At 49.4% G+C, this 17,249-nt stretch carries 13 protein-coding genes and 1 riboswitch; of the genes, 8 read left to right on the plus strand and 5 right to left on the minus strand.

What is annotated here, in order from left to right; genetic code table 11:
- Positions 1-422: 422 nt before the first annotated feature.
- From clpB to CSQ88_RS08860, 4 genes are all read left to right on the plus strand, one after another.
- Positions 423-3,005 carry an ATP-dependent chaperone ClpB gene (gene clpB / locus CSQ88_RS08845; protein WP_099397749.1) on the plus strand — a complete coding sequence of 861 codons (2,583 nt, stop codon included), beginning with the start codon at positions 423-425 and terminating at the stop codon, positions 3,003-3,005.
- Between the two features lie 198 nt (positions 3,006-3,203).
- Positions 3,204-4,718 carry a diguanylate cyclase gene (locus tag CSQ88_RS08850; RefSeq protein WP_099397750.1) on the plus strand — a complete coding sequence of 505 codons (1,515 nt, stop codon included), beginning with the start codon at positions 3,204-3,206 and terminating at the stop codon, positions 4,716-4,718.
- A gap of 101 nt (positions 4,719-4,819) precedes the next feature.
- On the plus strand, positions 4,820-6,517 hold the full coding sequence (locus CSQ88_RS08855) for a SulP family inorganic anion transporter (RefSeq protein WP_099397751.1): 1,698 nt from the start codon (positions 4,820-4,822) through the stop codon (positions 6,515-6,517).
- Positions 6,518-6,681: 164 nt separating this feature from the next.
- The gene (locus tag CSQ88_RS08860; RefSeq protein WP_099397752.1) at positions 6,682-8,694 is read left to right on the plus strand and encodes a BCCT family transporter; all 2,013 of its coding nucleotides are present in this window, start codon (positions 6,682-6,684) and stop codon (positions 8,692-8,694) included.
- Positions 8,695-8,898: 204 nt separating this feature from the next.
- Here CSQ88_RS08860 and CSQ88_RS08865 read toward each other — a convergent pair whose 3' ends face one another.
- From CSQ88_RS08865 to CSQ88_RS08885, 5 genes are read right to left on the minus strand one after another with little or no spacing between them, the layout of a single operon-like run.
- Positions 8,899-9,192 carry a copper-binding protein gene (locus tag CSQ88_RS08865; protein ID WP_099397753.1) on the minus strand — a complete coding sequence of 98 codons (294 nt, stop codon included), beginning with the start codon at positions 9,190-9,192 and terminating at the stop codon, positions 8,899-8,901.
- A gap of 26 nt (positions 9,193-9,218) precedes the next feature.
- Positions 9,219-9,689, minus strand: a complete 471-nt coding sequence (locus CSQ88_RS08870; protein ID WP_099397754.1) for a plastocyanin/azurin family copper-binding protein — start codon at positions 9,687-9,689, stop codon at positions 9,219-9,221.
- Between the two features lie 24 nt (positions 9,690-9,713).
- Entirely contained in the window at positions 9,714-11,117 is a 1,404-nt protein-coding gene (locus tag CSQ88_RS08875; protein WP_099397755.1) for a multicopper oxidase domain-containing protein, read from the minus strand.
- Between the two features lie 26 nt (positions 11,118-11,143).
- A complete protein-coding gene (locus tag CSQ88_RS08880; RefSeq protein WP_099397756.1) occupies positions 11,144-12,571 on the minus strand; it encodes a TolC family protein in 1,428 nt (475 codons plus the stop codon).
- The gene (locus CSQ88_RS08885) at positions 12,564-12,926 is read right to left on the minus strand and encodes a hypothetical protein (RefSeq protein WP_143449448.1); all 363 of its coding nucleotides are present in this window, start codon (positions 12,924-12,926) and stop codon (positions 12,564-12,566) included. The genes CSQ88_RS08880 and CSQ88_RS08885 overlap by 8 nt, the downstream gene beginning before the upstream one ends.
- Before the next feature lie 69 nt (positions 12,927-12,995).
- On the opposite strand from CSQ88_RS08885, the gene CSQ88_RS08890 reads away from it, so the two are divergent.
- From CSQ88_RS08890 to gcvH, 4 genes are all read left to right on the plus strand, one after another.
- Positions 12,996-13,676 carry a heavy metal response regulator transcription factor gene (locus CSQ88_RS08890; RefSeq protein WP_099397758.1) on the plus strand — a complete coding sequence of 227 codons (681 nt, stop codon included), beginning with the start codon at positions 12,996-12,998 and terminating at the stop codon, positions 13,674-13,676.
- Positions 13,677-13,710: 34 nt separating this feature from the next.
- A complete protein-coding gene (locus tag CSQ88_RS08895; protein WP_099397759.1) occupies positions 13,711-15,084 on the plus strand; it encodes a heavy metal sensor histidine kinase in 1,374 nt (457 codons plus the stop codon).
- A 59-nt stretch (positions 15,085-15,143) separates the two neighbouring features.
- Positions 15,144-15,239: riboswitch (glycine riboswitch) on the plus strand.
- A 151-nt stretch (positions 15,240-15,390) separates the two neighbouring features.
- Entirely contained in the window at positions 15,391-16,488 is a 1,098-nt protein-coding gene (gene gcvT, locus CSQ88_RS08900; protein ID WP_099397760.1) for a glycine cleavage system aminomethyltransferase GcvT, read from the plus strand.
- 207 nt (positions 16,489-16,695) lie between these two features.
- The gene (gcvH, locus tag CSQ88_RS08905; protein WP_099397761.1) at positions 16,696-17,073 is read left to right on the plus strand and encodes a glycine cleavage system protein GcvH; all 378 of its coding nucleotides are present in this window, start codon (positions 16,696-16,698) and stop codon (positions 17,071-17,073) included.
- Positions 17,074-17,249 lie beyond the last annotated feature (176 nt).

The following is a 17,249-nucleotide window of genomic DNA, read 5'->3' on the forward strand; positions in this document are numbered from 1 at the left end:
AGGACGCAGTAATCCGCGGGTTGTGAAACGACGAACTAAGCATTTTGCAAGTAGAAAAGGCACGGAAATTCTTAATCAACGGCATAACTGGGGAATAAAAATCATAAAGTGAACAGCATTGGGGTCTATTGACGTTTTATTCACGGCTGAGAATAAAACGTCAATAGACCCGGATCATTCCCGATTATTTTTACCGGGAATCCAGCCTCGTCACTCCCAAGTGCTTGTATCGGAAGAGGAATGGCGGCGTTTCTTAACGGAACATGAACACGAGCCAAGTCCTGTAGTTTTCTCCGTGGCCCTCCGTACTCTCCTGGCTCGAAGTGGTTAAAGATTTGGTTTTTCTAAAACCCACACACCCTTGATCTCGCCCTGCCATGCCCCCATGTATAACGTAAGAACCAACTTTGGAGGTGTGCGGAATGCGTTTCGATAAACTGACCACAAAATTTCAACAAGCCATAGGCGACGCGCAAAGCAGCGCCAATGCCAACGACAATCCTTATATTGAGCCGCAGCATGTCTTAGCTGCACTGCTGGCCGACGTGGATTCCGGCACGTCTGCCTTATTGGCAAGAGCTGGAGTAAATGTTAATCCGCTCAAAACCGCACTTGCTGCCGCCATTGACCGCCTGCCAAAAGTAAGCGGTGGCGATGGTGAAATCACTGTTTCTAAAGAACTGAGCAATTTACTAAATCTGACCGATAAAGCCGCACTTAAACGCAACGATCAGTTTATTTCCAGCGATCTGTTTTTATTGGCTTTAACCGCAGATAAAGGCGAGACAGGCCGTTTACTCAAAGAAAACGGCGCTAAAAAAGAAGCGGTTGCCGCAGCCATTGATGCCGTGCGCGGCGGGCAAAGCGTAGACAGCTCGGAAGCGGATCAAAACCGTGAAGCGCTGGATAAATATTGCATGGATCTGACTGAACGCGCCAAAGCGGGCAAGCTAGACCCAGTGATTGGCCGCGACGATGAAATCCGCCGCGCCATGCAAGTATTGCAGCGCCGCACCAAAAATAATCCTGTTTTAATCGGTGAGCCTGGCGTGGGTAAAACCGCAATTGTTGAAGGCCTGGCCCAGCGCATCGTCAATGGCGAAGTGCCTGAATCGCTCAAATCCAAGCGCGTTTTGGTGCTGGATTTGGCGTCTTTGCTGGCTGGCACCAAATACCGTGGCGAATTTGAAGAACGCCTAAAAGCCGTGCTGAACGAGTTGGCGAAAGACGAAGGCAACACCATTATCTTTATCGACGAGCTGCATACCCTGGTGGGCGCGGGCAAAACCGAAGGATCAATGGACGCGGGCAATATGCTCAAACCGGCGCTGGCGCGGGGAGAGCTGCATTGCATCGGCGCAACCACGCTGGATGAATACCGTAAGTATGTAGAAAAAGACCCCGCACTGGAGCGCCGCTTCCAGAAAGTATTAGTGGGAGAGCCGAGCGTTGAAGCCACCATCGCCATTTTGCGCGGCTTACAGGAAAAATACGAAATCCATCACGGTGTAGAAATCACCGATCCAGCCATTGTGGCCGCCGCCGAACTGAGCCATCGCTATATCACCGACCGCTTTTTACCCGATAAAGCCATCGACTTGATCGACGAAGCCGCCGCCCGCATCAAAATGGAAATCGATTCCAAACCTGAAGTGATGGACAAGCTGGACCGACGGATTATTCAGCTCAAAATCGAGCGCGAAGCGGTAAAACGTGAAAAAGACGATGCATCCAAAAAACGCCTCGCCCTGATCGAAGAAGAAAGTGCACGTTTAGAGAAAGAATATTCAGACTTAGAAGAAATCTGGAAAGCAGAAAAAGCCAGCGTGCTCGGCAGCCAGGCAATTCGGGAAGAAATTGAACGGGTTAAAACTGCAATGGACGCCGCCCAGCGTCGTGGCGAGTGGGACAAAGCCAGCGAATTGCAATACGGCCAGTTGCCGCAGCTGGAAGCCAAACTCAAAGCCGCTGAAGCATCCGAAGCTACGGGTGGCAAGCCCAAATTACTGCGCACGCAGGTTGGATCGGAAGAAATCGCCGAAGTGGTCAGCCGTGCTACCGGCATTCCGGTCAGCCGCATGTTGCAAGGGGAGCGCGCCAAGCTGCTGGCCATGGAAAACGCCCTGCATCAAAAAGTGGTGGGGCAATCCGAAGCCGTACGGCTGGTTTCTGATGCCATCCGCCGTTCCCGCGCAGGGCTTTCCGACCCTAACCGCCCTTACGGCAGCTTTTTATTCCTCGGCCCAACCGGCGTGGGTAAAACCGAGCTGACCAAGGCGCTGGCAGAATTCTTATTTGATTCGCCCGAGCATTTAATTCGCCTCGATATGAGCGAATTTATGGAAAAACACAGCGTATCCCGCTTAGTGGGCGCGCCTCCGGGCTATGTGGGCTATGAGGAAGGCGGCTACTTAACCGAGGCCGTTCGCCGCAAACCCTATAGCGTGATTTTGCTGGACGAAGTCGAAAAAGCGCATCCGGATGTGTTTAACATCCTGCTGCAGGTACTGGATGACGGCCGTCTTACTGATGGCCAGGGGTGTACGGTGGACTTCAGAAACACCGTGATTGTGATGACCAGCAATTTAGGCAGCTCGCAAATCCAGGCCATGGCAGGCATGGATTATCAGCTCATCAAGATGGCGGTATTGGCCGAAGTACAAGGCCATTTCCGCCCCGAATTTGTAAACCGGATTGATGAAATGGTGGTTTTCCATTCTCTGGATCAGGCGGCCATCAGAAATATTGCGCGCATTCAGCTGAATCGCTTACAAAGCCGCTTAGCTCATATGGAAATCGAATTGTGCGTAACAGACGCTGCACTGGATATCGTTGCGGCAGCAGGGTTTGATCCGGTTTATGGGGCAAGGCCTTTAAAACGCGCTATTCAAACCGAAATTGAAAACCCTCTATCCAAAGCCATATTGGAAGGCAAAGTGAGCGCAGGCCATCTGCTCACGATTGATGCCGACAATGACACGCTTTGCTTTAAGCAATCTCATTAAATCTGCAGCACTTAACGGCATTCTTCGGAATGCCGTTTTTTTATTCCCGGACAAAACCATCAGTAAGTATCTTCCTTTCAAAACAAACGGGTTTTATATGCAATTAGCTCGTCAGAAAATTGTACTTCCATAATCAAATACTCAACAATTATCAAAATAATAAGATAAGCTAAATGATCGAATTCCCAAAAAAATGTAATGAAGCAAGCACTTACATTTCTGACATCACCTAAGGCCGCCAAGGCCTTCTTGCTGCTGATCGTTTATCTGGGCATTGGTTTTCTGAGTATTCAATTTGCCATGCTACCCTCAGAAAACTTTGCCGTTATTTGGTTTGCTGCGGGCTGCGGGCTGGTTCTTATGCTGGAGCTTGGCAAAACGGGGATTCCTTTTGTTTTAGCCGGCAGCGCCATCCTGAATACCCCCACCTATTATGCTTTTTTGAGCCATGCAGGCATGAATCATGCACTGCCCCTGTCTGTTATTTTAGGTTTTATACCCGCCGCCATTGATACCTGGCAAGCCGTGATGGCCGCCAATGCATGGAAAGCTTTTAGTGAAAAGTATCATCACCCACCATTACAAACCCCCGGGGATCTTCCTTATTTCTGGCAAAAAATCTGTTTTATGCCTGCACTGATCAGCATGACGCTTTGGCATTTACTGCTGAGCTGCAGCAATACAATTCCCTACAACGGTTTTTTTTCTAATCTTCAACAAATGTTATTACTGATTCTTGGCGATACAGCGGGCATTTTTGTCATTGCCCCTATATATGCCTCGTGGAAATCAGGCGCTTTAAAAAATATAATCCGCCCTGCCTCGCCCTACTTTGCCACCATTTTACTGATTGTTGGCCTTGGATTTATGGTGCACAGTTATTTAATGATGCTGGTTTTGCCGGTTTTATTATTAATTGCCATTCATTTCAAGCTGGCGGGTACATCAATCGCTTTATTTATTGTATTTACCCTGTCGGCAATTGGAACGGTCTATCAGACAGGGCCGTTTCTCCATTCCAACTTAATGATTACTTTCATTAATTTACAGCTTTTTCTTTTTCCCCTCGGGCTGACACTGCACTATCTGGCTCTTTTACAAGAGCTGCTCAGCCAAAGCCAGATGCAACTTGAATCTGAAGTGGCCAGCAGAACGAAAGCCCTTGCCGCAGCCAATTTACGCCTCGAAGAATTAGTCACCACGGATGAGCTGACGGGTGTAGCCAACCGGAGAGAATGGCAGCGCCGCTGCGATGAAGCCATAACCTATGCCCGCCGCTACCAGCAGCCCCTGTCTATTTTATTAATTGATATTGATCACTTTAAAAATGTAAATGACCAACACGGCCATTTAGCGGGGGATTTAACCCTGAAAGAATTATGTCGGATATGCACCACAGAATTACGCGCCACTGACAGCTTTGCCCGCTGGGGAGGCGAAGAATTTGTACTGCTCTTGCCTGGCACCACACAGGCAGAAGCCATGCTGGCAGGCAATAAATTAAGGCTAGCCGTAGAAGAGCAAGCGCAAATTGAATTTGAAAACAAAAATATCCGTATCACCATCAGCATTGGTGTGGCCATGCTGGAAGACAGTGATCCCAGCCTGGATTGCCTGCTGAACCGTGCCGATCAAGCCATGTACGCAGCAAAAGCCGCAGGCAGAAATCAGGTGCAATGCGCATTAAGCAGCGCGTATTTTGCCAGCAGCTAAAATCAGCACGCCGAGGCCAAAACAGCAACAACTTACTTGAGACTTATACAGATTCCACAGAGTAAGCCATAATTAAACCCTGCCTTTTACTTGGCTAAATCATGCTTACCCGCTTTCGCCCCCGCTCCCTTGATATCCTCCACAATTACAGCAAAAGCCAGCTGATGGCCGATATCACGGCAGGAATGAGCGTGGGTATTGTCGCCCTTCCGCTTGCTATGGCCTTTGCAATCGCCAGTGGGCTGACACCCGCAGCCGGGCTGACCACAGCCATTATTGCGGGCTTTCTGATTTCGCTTCTGGGCGGATCAAAAGTCCAGATAGGCGGGCCCGCCGGGGCATTTATTGTGGTGGTTTACGCTATTGTTCAGCAATATGGCTTAGGCAATCTGCTTTTAGCGACCATGCTGGCAGGTGTATTTATGTTTTTACTTGGCCTGCTTGGCCTTGGGGCATTAGTACGCCATATTCCCGTTTCAATTGTGATTGGCTTTACCAATGGAATTGCTGCCTTAATTGCCTTATCTCAGCTTAATGATTTTTTTGGTTTAAATATTGATCATCTTCCTGCTGAATTTTTTTCAAAAACCAAAGCAATTGGGCTGGCCCTGCCTCATATTCATTTGGCCACGCTGGGTATTGGCGTATTTTCGCTGACCATTCTGATTATCTGGCCCAAAATAGCCAGGCATTTGCCCCCGGGTTTAAAACAAATCCCCGGCAGTATGATTGCCCTTTTAGCAGGGACTTTACTTTCTCAATGGCCGGAGCTGAATGTGGCCACCATAGGCAGCCGCTTTGGTGATATTCCGTCGCAGCTATCCCCGCCTGCCTTTCCTCAGTTCACCTGGCACTCCCTTGCCGCCATTATTCAGCCCGCGCTGACCATTGCTGTATTAGGCGCCATTGAATCCTTACTTTGCGCGCGCATTGCTGATGGCCTGATCAATGACCGCCACGACCCCAATCAGGAGCTGATGGCTCAGGGCATTGCCAACTTTGTTTCGCCCTTGTTTGGCGGGTTTTGCGCCACCGGCACCATTGCCCGCACCGTCACCAATATTAACAGCGGGGCCAGCAGCCCTGTTTCTGGCATGGTGCACGCCTTATCTATTTTGCTGATCATGGCTATTGCTGCGCCATTTGCCAAACTGATCCCACTTTCCACGCTCGCCGCCGTTTTACTTTATGTGGCCTGGAATATGGGGGAATGGGCCGAGTTCCGGCGCTTGCAACATTTCACCGGCAATTACCGCACCATTTTACTTTCTACTTTTATTCTCACCGTGGTAGTGGATTTAACTGTGGCAATGGAAGTGGGCTTACTGCTGGCCTGCGTTTTCTTTATTACCCGGGTATCCAGCCTGACTCACTTAAAGAAAGTGGAACTTCCTGAACATCTGCGTGGCAAAGCGGATCAAATTGAAGCATGGAGTATTCATGGCTCCTTATTTTTTGGATCGATTGCCAAAATTGAAAGCTTACTCGACCCGCATAAAATCCAGCCCGATCTGCTGATTTTAGATTTGTCATCACTCTTAAATATGGATACCACAGGGCTGGAGGCCTTAGAAACACTGCAGCAGCAATTACACCACCAGGGCGCTTGCCTGATTATTTGCGGCGCGGGCATTCAGCCTCATTCACTGATCCACAGATCCGGGTTTTATCAGCATTTAGGGGCAGAATTTTTATTGCCTGATCTGCAAAGCGCATGGCAGTGGGCAGATCATTTATCCCAAAAAAAGCATGCAGAACACCAGGAAAACAGCGGAAAAACGCATAGTCACAATGTGTGATTTAGTCACTAATTTGTACTATTTATCATTACAAACCCAGCAATCATTGTTAGAGTGCCCGTCCCGTTTCTATGCAAATAGTCTTATAAATACATGCGCATAGCACTGAAATCCGCTTTTTATCCCCAAACGGCCTCGTTTTTTTGGCCACTACAAGGAGATGCATGAATACAAGTACCCGCCTTCGCCTTCATCACACCTTAAGCATGCCGGTGTTTTTACCCAGCATGATTTTAATTGGCATATTGCTCGCCATTTGCACGCTTAATCCTCAGGCTGCTGAACAAATCTTCTCGCAAGGCCAAGCCTGGGTTACACAGAAATTCAGCTGGTTTTATATTCTTTCTGTGGCTATTTTTGTCATCACCTTAGTCGCCATAGCCTGCAGCCCTTACGGCAATACCCGCCTTGGCCCGGACGACGCCAAACCCGAATACAACTTTACCTCTTGGGTGGCCATGCTGTTTGCCGCGGGCATGGGTATTGGTCTGATGTATTTCGGTGTGGGCGAGCCGATGCAGCATTATTTATCGCCGCCACTGGCCCAAGGCAGCACCATGGCTGCCGCCCGTGAAGCCATGACCGTGACCTTTTTCCACTGGGGCTTTCATGCATGGGCGATTTACTGCCTGGTTGGCCTCGTGCTGGCCTATTTTGGCTTTCGCTACAATCTGCCGCTGACTATCCGCTCCGGCCTTTATCCCATTTTGCGCGACAAAATTAATGGCCCAATCGGCCATGCTGTCGATGTATTTGCCCTCTGTGGCACTATTTTCGGGATTGCCACCACGCTGGGCTACGGCATTTTGCAAATCAGCGCTGGTCTGCATTCACTCACCGGCTGGGAAACCTCAAACCTGCACTTTCAGTATGGCCTGATTGCCGTGGTGATTGGTCTTGCGGGCTGGTCTGCCGCATCGGGTCTGGATAAAGGCGTGCGCCGCCTGAGCGAGCTTAATTTAAGCCTCGCCATTATCCTGATGCTGTTTGTTTTATTTGCCGGGCCAACCTTGTTTTTGCTTGGCGCATTTGGCGACAATATCGGCCATTATTTTTCCAGCCTGGTTGAGCTGACTTTCCGCTCTTACACCTATGAGCCTACGCAAAAAGAAGGCTGGTTCAGTGGCTGGACACTGCTCTACTGGGCGTGGTGGATTTCATGGTCGCCATTCGTTGGGATGTTTATTGCGCGTATCTCCCGTGGCCGCACCTTACGTGAATTTATCATCGGCGTGATGCTGATTCCTGCCCTGTTTAACCTAGTATGGATGACGATTTTTGGCAATACCGCCATCTGGCTGGATATGCATACCGCCGCAGGTGCGCTGTCGCAAACGGCAGGCAATGTGGATGCGCTGCTGTTTAAATTCTTTGAATACCTGCCCTTGGTGAAAGTCACTTCATCGATCACCATCCTGCTGATTGCCGTGTTTTTTGTCACCTCGGCGGATTCGGGTGCTTTTGTGCTCAACACCATTGCCACCCGTGGTGCAGAAAAATCGCCCGCCTGGCAAAGCCTGTTTTGGGCAGGCTTACTTGGCGCTACGGCCGCTATTTTGCTGACTGCCGGTGGTTTAAAAGCGCTGCAGGCCGTCACCTTAATTGCTGCACTGCCCTTCACTGTGATTATGCTGCTGCTTTGCTTCAGCCTGTGCAAAGGCCTGGCGGCAGACAGACAGCACTTTTCACAGAAGTTTTCCCCCAGCACTACCTTCTGGACAGGCCAGCACTGGCGGACTCGTCTTGCGCAAATTCTGCATGAGCCGCGCTTGAGTGATGTCGAAAAATTCATCACCAAAAGTGTTGAACCTGCACTGAATGAAGTCGCCACCGAGCTACAAAAGCAAGGCCTGAGTGCCTCGGTATTACACGGGGAAGGTGGCGCGGTTTCTTTGGTGGTGCCACAAGCTAATCTGCGTGACTTTGTTTACGGCGTGCGGCCATTAAAGCAGCCGGTGGCTACTTTTGCGCTGCGTGACGCTTCGCTCCCCATGTCGAGCAGGCCGCATCACTATGTGCCCATCACCTTCTTTGAAGATGGCCGCCAAGGCTACGATGTGCAATATATGATTCAGCAAGAGCTGATTGCCGATGTGCTCAAGCAATACGAGCGTTATTTAAGCCTGGTGCAAAATCAAGATACGCATCTGCTCAATAGCGCGCCGGGCCATACGTAACCTCACCCAATAGCTTGGTAATTTAAGTAGAAGTTCAGCCGAGATCTGAGCTTCTACTTTTTCAAAAAAAAATGCTCATAAGTAAACACCCAAAAGTTTTATGGCAAGGCGTCGAAGGCGCAAGCAGTACAAGTAGTACGACAAGGCGAGACAACGATGCAAGAAAACTTTTGCTTAAGCACTTATTTATGCTGCAAAAGCAAACTAGTTTGCAATTTGAATCTCTGTAACAAGCAGCTTGCCATTCTCACTCACCGCTTTAAATTTCACCTTATCGCCCGCTTGTAAAGGCTCCAGCTGATTCAGGTTTTTAGCAGTAAAAACCATGGTCATGCCAGGCATATCCAGATTTTTAAGTTCACCGTGTTTTAGCGTTATTTTTCCGGAAGATTTGTCGATTTTCTTGATTTCGCCATCACTCAGCTCATCGCTATTAGCAAAAGAAGTATTTAAAGCAAAAGCCATTGCCAGCACGGCGATTAATCGTGTGTTTTTCATGATCTGAACTCCAAATATTGAATTGTTTATTTAGCGACCGTTTTTACGGTAACAAAGCCTTTCATGCCTGCCTCATAATGGCCAGGACTCAGGCAAGAAAAGTTGATTTTGCCAAGCTGAGTAAATTGCCAAATCACTTCACCACTTTTACCCGCTGCTAAAGACAGCATATTCGGTTCGTCATGCTCCATTTCTGGATGCTTTTTCATCTCTAAGAGATGCTCTTTGATTTCTTTCTCAGAATTAAGAATAAATTCATGCTTCACTTTTCCCGTGTTTTTTACGGCAAAACGAACTGTTTCCCCCTGTTTAACTTCAATATTTTCCGGGCTAAAACGCATGGTATCGGCCATTTCAACGGTGACCGTGCGTGTGACTTTACTGGCAACACCGGGCTTGCCAATATTGTCACCGTGACCACCTGCATGATCGCCACTGGCCAAGGTCAAAGAAGAAAGAAACAGGGTCGTGATGGCAAGTAAAGGAATGGTTTTCATGGGATCTCCAGGGTCTATTTATCATTAATGGCCGGATTGGCCTTTCGGTTTACGGACTTGCACCTCTACTGCGGTTTTCTGTTTACGAGGCATACTGGCATCCCCCTCGGCTTTAAAGCGGGCGGGCTCGGCAAGCGGGCCTTGGTATTCATAAGCCACCGTACCTGCAGGATGCTTGTACCAGCCAGGATTTTTGTAATCCCCCGCTTTTTGATCGCGCCTGACTTTCAGCATGCTAAACATGCCGCCCATTTCGACCGAGCCAAAAGGGCCTTCGCCAGTCATCATCGGCACGGTGTTATCAGGAATTGGCATTTCCATTTCGGCCATATCGGCCATACCGCGCTCGCCCATCACCATATAGTCGGGAATCAGCTCGGTGATTTTTTTGACGAGTCCACGATGCTCTACGCCAATCATGGTTGGCAAATCGTGGCCCATGGCATTCATGGTGTGGTGGCTCTTATGGCAATGAAAGGCCCAATCGCCTTCTTCATCGGCTAAAAACTCTATCTGGCGCATTTGCCCTACGGCCACATCGGTGGTGACTTCCGGCCAGCGCGTGCTTTTAGGCGTGGGGCCACCATCGGTGCCGGTCACCATAAACTCGTGCCCATGCAAATGGATAGGGTGATTGGTCATGGTTAAGTTGCCGATACGGATCCGCACCTTATCGTTTAAGCGCACATTTAAAGAATCAATACCGGGGAAAATGCGGCTATTCCAAGACCACAAATTAAAATCGGTCATGGTCATGATTTTGGGCGTGTAGCTGCCCGGGTCGATATCGTAGGCATTGAGTAAAAATACGAAGTCCCGATCGACTTCTGCAATGAGTGGATGCTTGGTTTTAGGGTGGGTAATCCAAAAGCCCATCATGCCCATCGCCATTTGCGTCATTTCATCGGCATGGGGGTGATACATAAACGTACCGGGCCGCCGCGCCACAAATTCATAAACAAAGGTTTTGCCAGGACCAATCGCTTTTTGCGTGAGCCCTGAAACGCCGTCCATGCCATTAGGCAGACGCTGGCCATGCCAATGCACGCTGGTGTGCTCAGGGAGTTTATTGCTTACAAAAATACGCACCCGATCACCCTCGACCACTTCGATGGTTGGGCCCGGCGATTGGCCGTTATAGCCCCATAAATGCGCCTTAAAACCGGGAGCCATTTCCCTAACGACCGGCTCGGCCACAAGGTGAAACTCTTTAACGCCCTGATTCATACGCCAAGGCAGGGTCCAGCCATTTAAAGTCACCACGGGGTTGTAAGGGCGGCCATTTTCTGGAACTAAGGGCGGCATGGTGTCCGGCAAAGTTTGGCTCACCGGCTCCGGCAAGGCCGCCATCGCCACTTTACTCACACTGGCGGCAATCACTGCACCGGCCATACCGGCCGTTCTTAAAAAATCTCGTCTTGAATTCATCACTGCTGCCTTTTTAATGAATGAGCTTAATGCCCTGCATCTGCACTGGCACTTCCCGCTGTCACTGAGCTGATCATTGATGCACTGGGTTTGCCCATCAGTTCGGCTTGCAAGGCCGCGTCACTAAGCCAGAACTGCTGCTCTGCCGCGATGGCTGAAATAACACTGCTAATTTGCTCACGAGAATCTGCTAATAGCTCAAAGACACTAAGGAGCATGCCGTTGTAACGCAGGGTATTTTCTTCTGCGATGACTTTTCGTAAAGGCAGCACTTCATCTCGGTAGTGACGGCTCATATCGTAGGCCGTTCGATAGGCGGAATAACTGCTGCGTAAATTTGAACCCGCTGCCCGCACAGTGGCTTCCAAGCGATTGGCCGCCACTAATGTTTGGGCATTCATGGCATCGCGTTGGCCACCGCCCCAGTCAAATAGCGGTAAACGCAGCGCAATTTCATATCCCTTGCGATTCTTTTTGATTCCTTCTGCATTGACGGTGTCATGGCGAATGCCTAGCTCGATATCAATTAAACTGGTCAGCCCATTCAGCCCCTGCGCCTTTGCTGAAGCATCAAATGTGGCCTTAGCTAATTTAATGTCTAGCCGTTCTTTGCTGGCCAGCTGACTAATTTCTTCTGCACTACGGGGGCTCTTAGGGAGATCAGGTAATTTATTGGGCAATTGGAGTTGGGCCGCTTGGGCATCATTTAAGCCCAGCACTCGAACTAACTCTTCACGGCTAGCAAGGGCTGAATGTTGTGCAGCAGCCCATTGCGTAGCAGATTCAGCATAAAAAACCTGCTGTTTTGCATGGGCTAAACGGCTGTAATTGCCCACGGCTAGTAATCGCCGAGCGAGTTCGGCACTGGCTTCTGCTGTATCAAAAACTTGCTTGGCATATGCCAAGCTCTGCTGCGCTGCAACCGCCTTTACCCACACTTGACGTATCTGAGTCACTTGCTCAATCGTATCTAAGCTCAGTTGCAGCTGAGCCTGTCCGATACGACGCTGTGCTATATCGTAGCGCTGTGGCAAGGTGAGCAAATCCAGCAGGCCAAAAGACAATAAACGGCCCAATTCAAGCTCACTCCCTAGGGTGACTCGCTCAAAAGTGAATAGCGGATTAGTGATACGCCCAGATTGCGCGGCACTTGCAGCATCGGCCCAGTTTTGCGCCAACATCGCTTGTACGTTGGGGCTATTGAGCAAGGCCAAATGAACCGCACTATTTTGGTCTAATGGCTTTTGCAGTAAATCAGTTGCCGCTTTGTCCATTTCAGTGCGCTGTGCTGTCGTCGTCGCCAGCGCCAGCTTGCCTTGGGTAAAAGAGACGGCCGTTTGATTACTTTGTGCGAGCGAGCGATCAAAATCGACACTGGCACACGCTGTTAATCCCAGAACAGACAGACTAAGGACGATAAGCCTCATTCTCGACCCCCGAAATAGTTCACTCATGAGCGGCTCCATGACGTGCATCGGGTTGAGCCTGAGGCTCAGAAGCTTGCCTTGCCTCTTTGGCATACACGCGCCAGCCCCCTATTTTGGCGACCGTATCATTTGATTCACGCCAAGGAATAAGCACCTGCTCGCGATATGGCTGATATTGAACCAGCACTGAGTGGTATTCCAAACGTGTCATAGGCGCTGGGGCGCTGCTTTCATCTGATTGGGCAGCAGCAGTCGTCAAAAGAAAACTGATAAAAAACAGGGATATAGATGGTTTCATGGCGACCTCTACCCAATGATTGCTTAAGCGGACTAAGCCAGCAGTATAGGCACGCCATACCCATTGCAAAGATGACCCAAACATTACAAATTTGTCATAAACCAAAGCAAGAGAAGATTCAGGATAGAATTTAAGCAACAAAGGGGAATAGAAATGCGCATCTTAATTATTGAAGATGAGAGCAAAACAGCGGCTTATTTAAAGCAAGGCTTAAGTGAGAGCGGCTATGTCATTGATATTGCCAGCAATGGCATCGATGGCTTACATAAAGCACTAGAAGAAGAGTTTGATTTAATCATCTTGGATGTGATGTTGCCCCTGCTCGATGGTTGGGGGGTGCTTGATGGCCTGCGACGCAGCAAACAAACACCGGTGCTGATGCTCACTGCGCGTAGCCGGATTGATGATCGGGTGCGTGGGCTAGAATCGGGCGCAGATGATTATTTGCCTAAGCCCTTTGCCTTTCCTGAGCTGCTGGCCCGCATTAAGGTACTGCTTAAAAGAAATAATAAAGTGAGCCCCGTCGAGACTTTGCAACTGGCAGGGCTAGAGTTAGATCCTGTTAAACATAAGGCCTACCGTCATCAACAACAGATTGATCTCACCGCCCGTGAATTTGCCCTGCTGCATTTGCTGATGCGCCGCCATGGCGAAGTGCTGACACGCACTCTGATTGCCTCTAATGTATGGGATGTTAATTTTGATACTGACACTAATATTGTGGATGTAGCGATTCGCCGTCTAAGAGGCAAAGTAGATGATGGCTTTAGCCCTAAGCTCATTCATACCGTGCGTGGTGTGGGCTATGTTTTTGAAGCAAGGGATGAAGAATGATCGCCGCGCTCAGTAATCATGCGAGATATCAAACATGAAAGTGCCAAAATCTTTAGCTTGGCGGGTGGGCGGCATGGTGGGGGTCTTTTGTGCGGTCTTGGTTTTTTTGATTGCGATGGGCACAGATCACTTATTACGTTTGGCTTTAGATCAACGGGCTAAAACTGAATTAATCGGTAAGATGGAAGCTTTACAGCAAGTGCTTAATGCCAATACAAGCGCCGATGAATCCAAGTTATCTGCACAACTAGTCGGCCATCCTTATTTACACTGGGCCCTTGTTTCAGACTCAACCGTTTTAAAAAGCTCGGATCCTTTTGCCAGAGAGCAAGCCCTTGCCCAGGCTCATTTCCAATCTAAATGGGTCGCCGGTGTATTCACTAGAAAAAACAACCTAGGTGATCCTGTCTTACTAGGCATTCAAGCACACCCTATACAAGCGCAATGGTTGCTGGTCTTTTTAGAAAGGGAAAGTGATCAAAAACTGCTGCTCCTATTTCGCCAATCTCAGGCTTTAGCGCTACCATTTGCCGTGTTATTTATTGCGCTAGGCTCATGGCTGGTTGCTAAGCGCGCTTTGCAGCCCTTGCAAACCTTTAATGCTTTGGTGAGCTCTGTGACCGCAGCATCATTACATGCCCGATTAGGTATTGAAGCGGTACCCACTGAATTACAAGAACTAGCAATCAGCTTTAACGGCATGTTGCAGCGCTTAGAGAATAGCGTTGAACGGCTATCCCAATTCTCTGCCGATCTAGCGCATGAAATGCGCACACCCTTAAGTAATGTATTGGGCGATATTCAGGTCAATCTAAGTAAAACCCGTGAGGTGGCAGATTATCAGCGCGTATTGGCCTCGGCCGAAGAAGAGCTACTACGGCTAAATCGTTTAATTAATGATCTCTTATTTTTAGCCAATGCAGAGCAAGCCGAACAGGCTTTAAATTTGGAAGAAATTGATTTAAAGCCGCTGATTGAAATGCTATTTGATTTTTTTGATGCACTGGCTGAAAGCAAAAACATCCAATTGCTTATAAGTGGTAGCGGTCAAATATTAGCTGACAAATCCATGCTGCAACGCGCCCTGACCAATTTACTCTCTAATGCCATTCGGCATGCCGATCTTGCCAGTAAGATTATGGTAGACATAGAGCAAGATGCACACAGCATCTCCATCTCCGTCAGCAACCAAGGCGAAGTTATTGCAGCAGATCACTTGGCGCATCTATTTGAGCGTTTCTACCGAGTAGACCCCGCCCGTAGTCGTAACGATGGCGGCTCAGGCTTGGGCCTCGCCATTATTTCTTCGATTATGCAACTGCATCATGGCGAGATCGATGTAAACAGTCATTCAAACATATCTAGCTTTAAACTTAAATTCAAAACAAGCCAGCAGAACCAAGCATAAAAAAAGGCAGAAACGCCTAATGTAAAAATTGACAAGCACCGTCTAAGTGGTTAAATTCCGACCACTAAAGAGGAGAGAGCACCTAGGGAAAACCCTTGGTGCCGCCGAAGGCGCAACGCCCGCGAACGCTCAGGCAAAAGGACTCTTTGGCATCAACACTCTGGAGAGCGGCGTGAAATCGCCCACCGAAGGGGCTAACAAAACGGATCGTCATGAGCCGTTTTGGAATCTCTCAGGTACCAAGGACAGAGGGGCCGCTGCACAAACCAGCCAGACTTGGCTTGCAGCGCTATGCCCGGGAGCGCCATGTCCGCCCAACTCCACACTACCCCACTCAATGCTGCCCATCGTATTGCCAACGCCCGTATGGTCGATTTTGGCGGCTGGGACATGCCTGTAAACTATGGCTCGCAAATCGAAGAACACCACGCCGTTCGGACCGATGCGGGCATGTTTGATGTTAGCCATATGCGTGTGGTGGATATCAAAGGCGGGCAAGTTCGCGCCTTCCTGACCCGCGCCATTGCCAATAATGTGGCCAAGCTTAAAGTTTCCGGCAAGGCGCTCTACTCCTGCCTGCTTAACCCACAAGCTACGGTGATCGACGATTTAATCGTTTATTTCTTCACCGAAGATTACTTCCGCCTTGTGGTTAACGCAGGCACAGCAGATAAAGACATCGCATGGCTGCAACAGCTCAATAGCGATTGGAATACCGGCCTTACCATTACTTCCCGCAATGATTTAGCCATTCTGGCCGTACAAGGCCCCAATGCCCGCGCTAAAGTTTGGCAAGTTCTGCCAGAAACCCAGGCCGCCAGCGAAGAGCTCAAGCCTTTTAATGCCGCTCAAATTGGTGAGGTGATGATTGCCCGCACGGGTTACACCGGCGAAGATGGCTTTGAAGTAGTGCTGCCTGCTACGCAAATTGAAAACTTCTGGAATCAACTGATCGCCGCAGGCGTTCGTCCTTGTGGTTTGGGTGCTCGCGACACGCTTCGCTTAGAAGCCGGTATGAATTTATACGGCCAGGATATGGACGAAACCATCAACCCACTGAACGCAGGTTTAGCCTGGACGATTGATTTGGTTTCCGAGCGCGATTTCGTCGGCAAAGAAGCCCTCATCGCCCAAGGCCAGACTCAACAATTCCTTGGCCTATTACTGCTGGATAAAGGCGGCGTACTGCGCGGCCATCAGGTGGTGCATACCGAACACGGTGATGGTGAAATCACCAGCGGCACGTTCTCGCCAAGCCTGCAACAATCCATCGCTATGGCGCGTTTACCACTGGGCGTGGCCATTGGCGACACCGTACACGTGGCCATCCGCGACAAAAAACTCGCCGCCCGCGTCGTAAAAATGCCTTTTGTACGCAACGGCAAATCACAAATTAACGCTTAATATTGCAAAGTCTTGAGCCACAGAGGACACGGAGTACACAGAGGGCCACAGAGAAAATCTAATTAAGCCATTCAATCGTTAGTGAGGTCAGCCTTACTGAAAAATGCTTTTTTATACGTTTTCCTCTGTGAAACTCTGTGTGCTCTGTGCTCTCTGTGGTGTAAGGTTTAGCACACATAACAACACACCCTATACCGGAGCACTTTTATGTCTATCCCTGCAAATTTAAAATTCACTGACACGCACGAATGGCTTCGTCTTGAAGCAGATGGCAGCATCACCATCGGCATTACCAACCATGCGCAAGAAGCGCTGGGCGATATCGTGTTTTTGGAATTGCCAGCAGCCGGCACTCGCTACGCTAAAAACGACGCTTGTGGTGTGGTTGAGTCGGTAAAAGCTGCCAGCGATATCTACGCGCCACTGGCGGGTGTGATTCTGGAAAGCAACGACGACTTGACCAATGCTCCAGAGCAAGTCAACACCGACGCTTACGGCGCATGGTTATTCAAAATCACCCCAGACAACGCCGCCGACCTCGATGCCATGCTGAGCGCCGCCGATTACGAAAAAGCCATCGGCTAATTCTTCTGCTTAATAAATTCTAAAACCCAAATCTTGAACCACGGAGACCACTGAGAACACGGAGTTTCACGGAGAAAACCTCCGAGAGTTTATTTTTCTCCGTGACCCTCCGTGTTCTCCTAAACTCCGTGGTTCAAGGTTTGGGTTTGATGAGTTTTGACCTTTTGCCTCGTCCC

Origin of the sequence: Iodobacter sp. BJB302 (assembly GCF_002735645.1) — a bacterium.
Taxonomy (GTDB): Bacteria; Pseudomonadota; Gammaproteobacteria; order Burkholderiales; family Chitinibacteraceae; genus Iodobacter.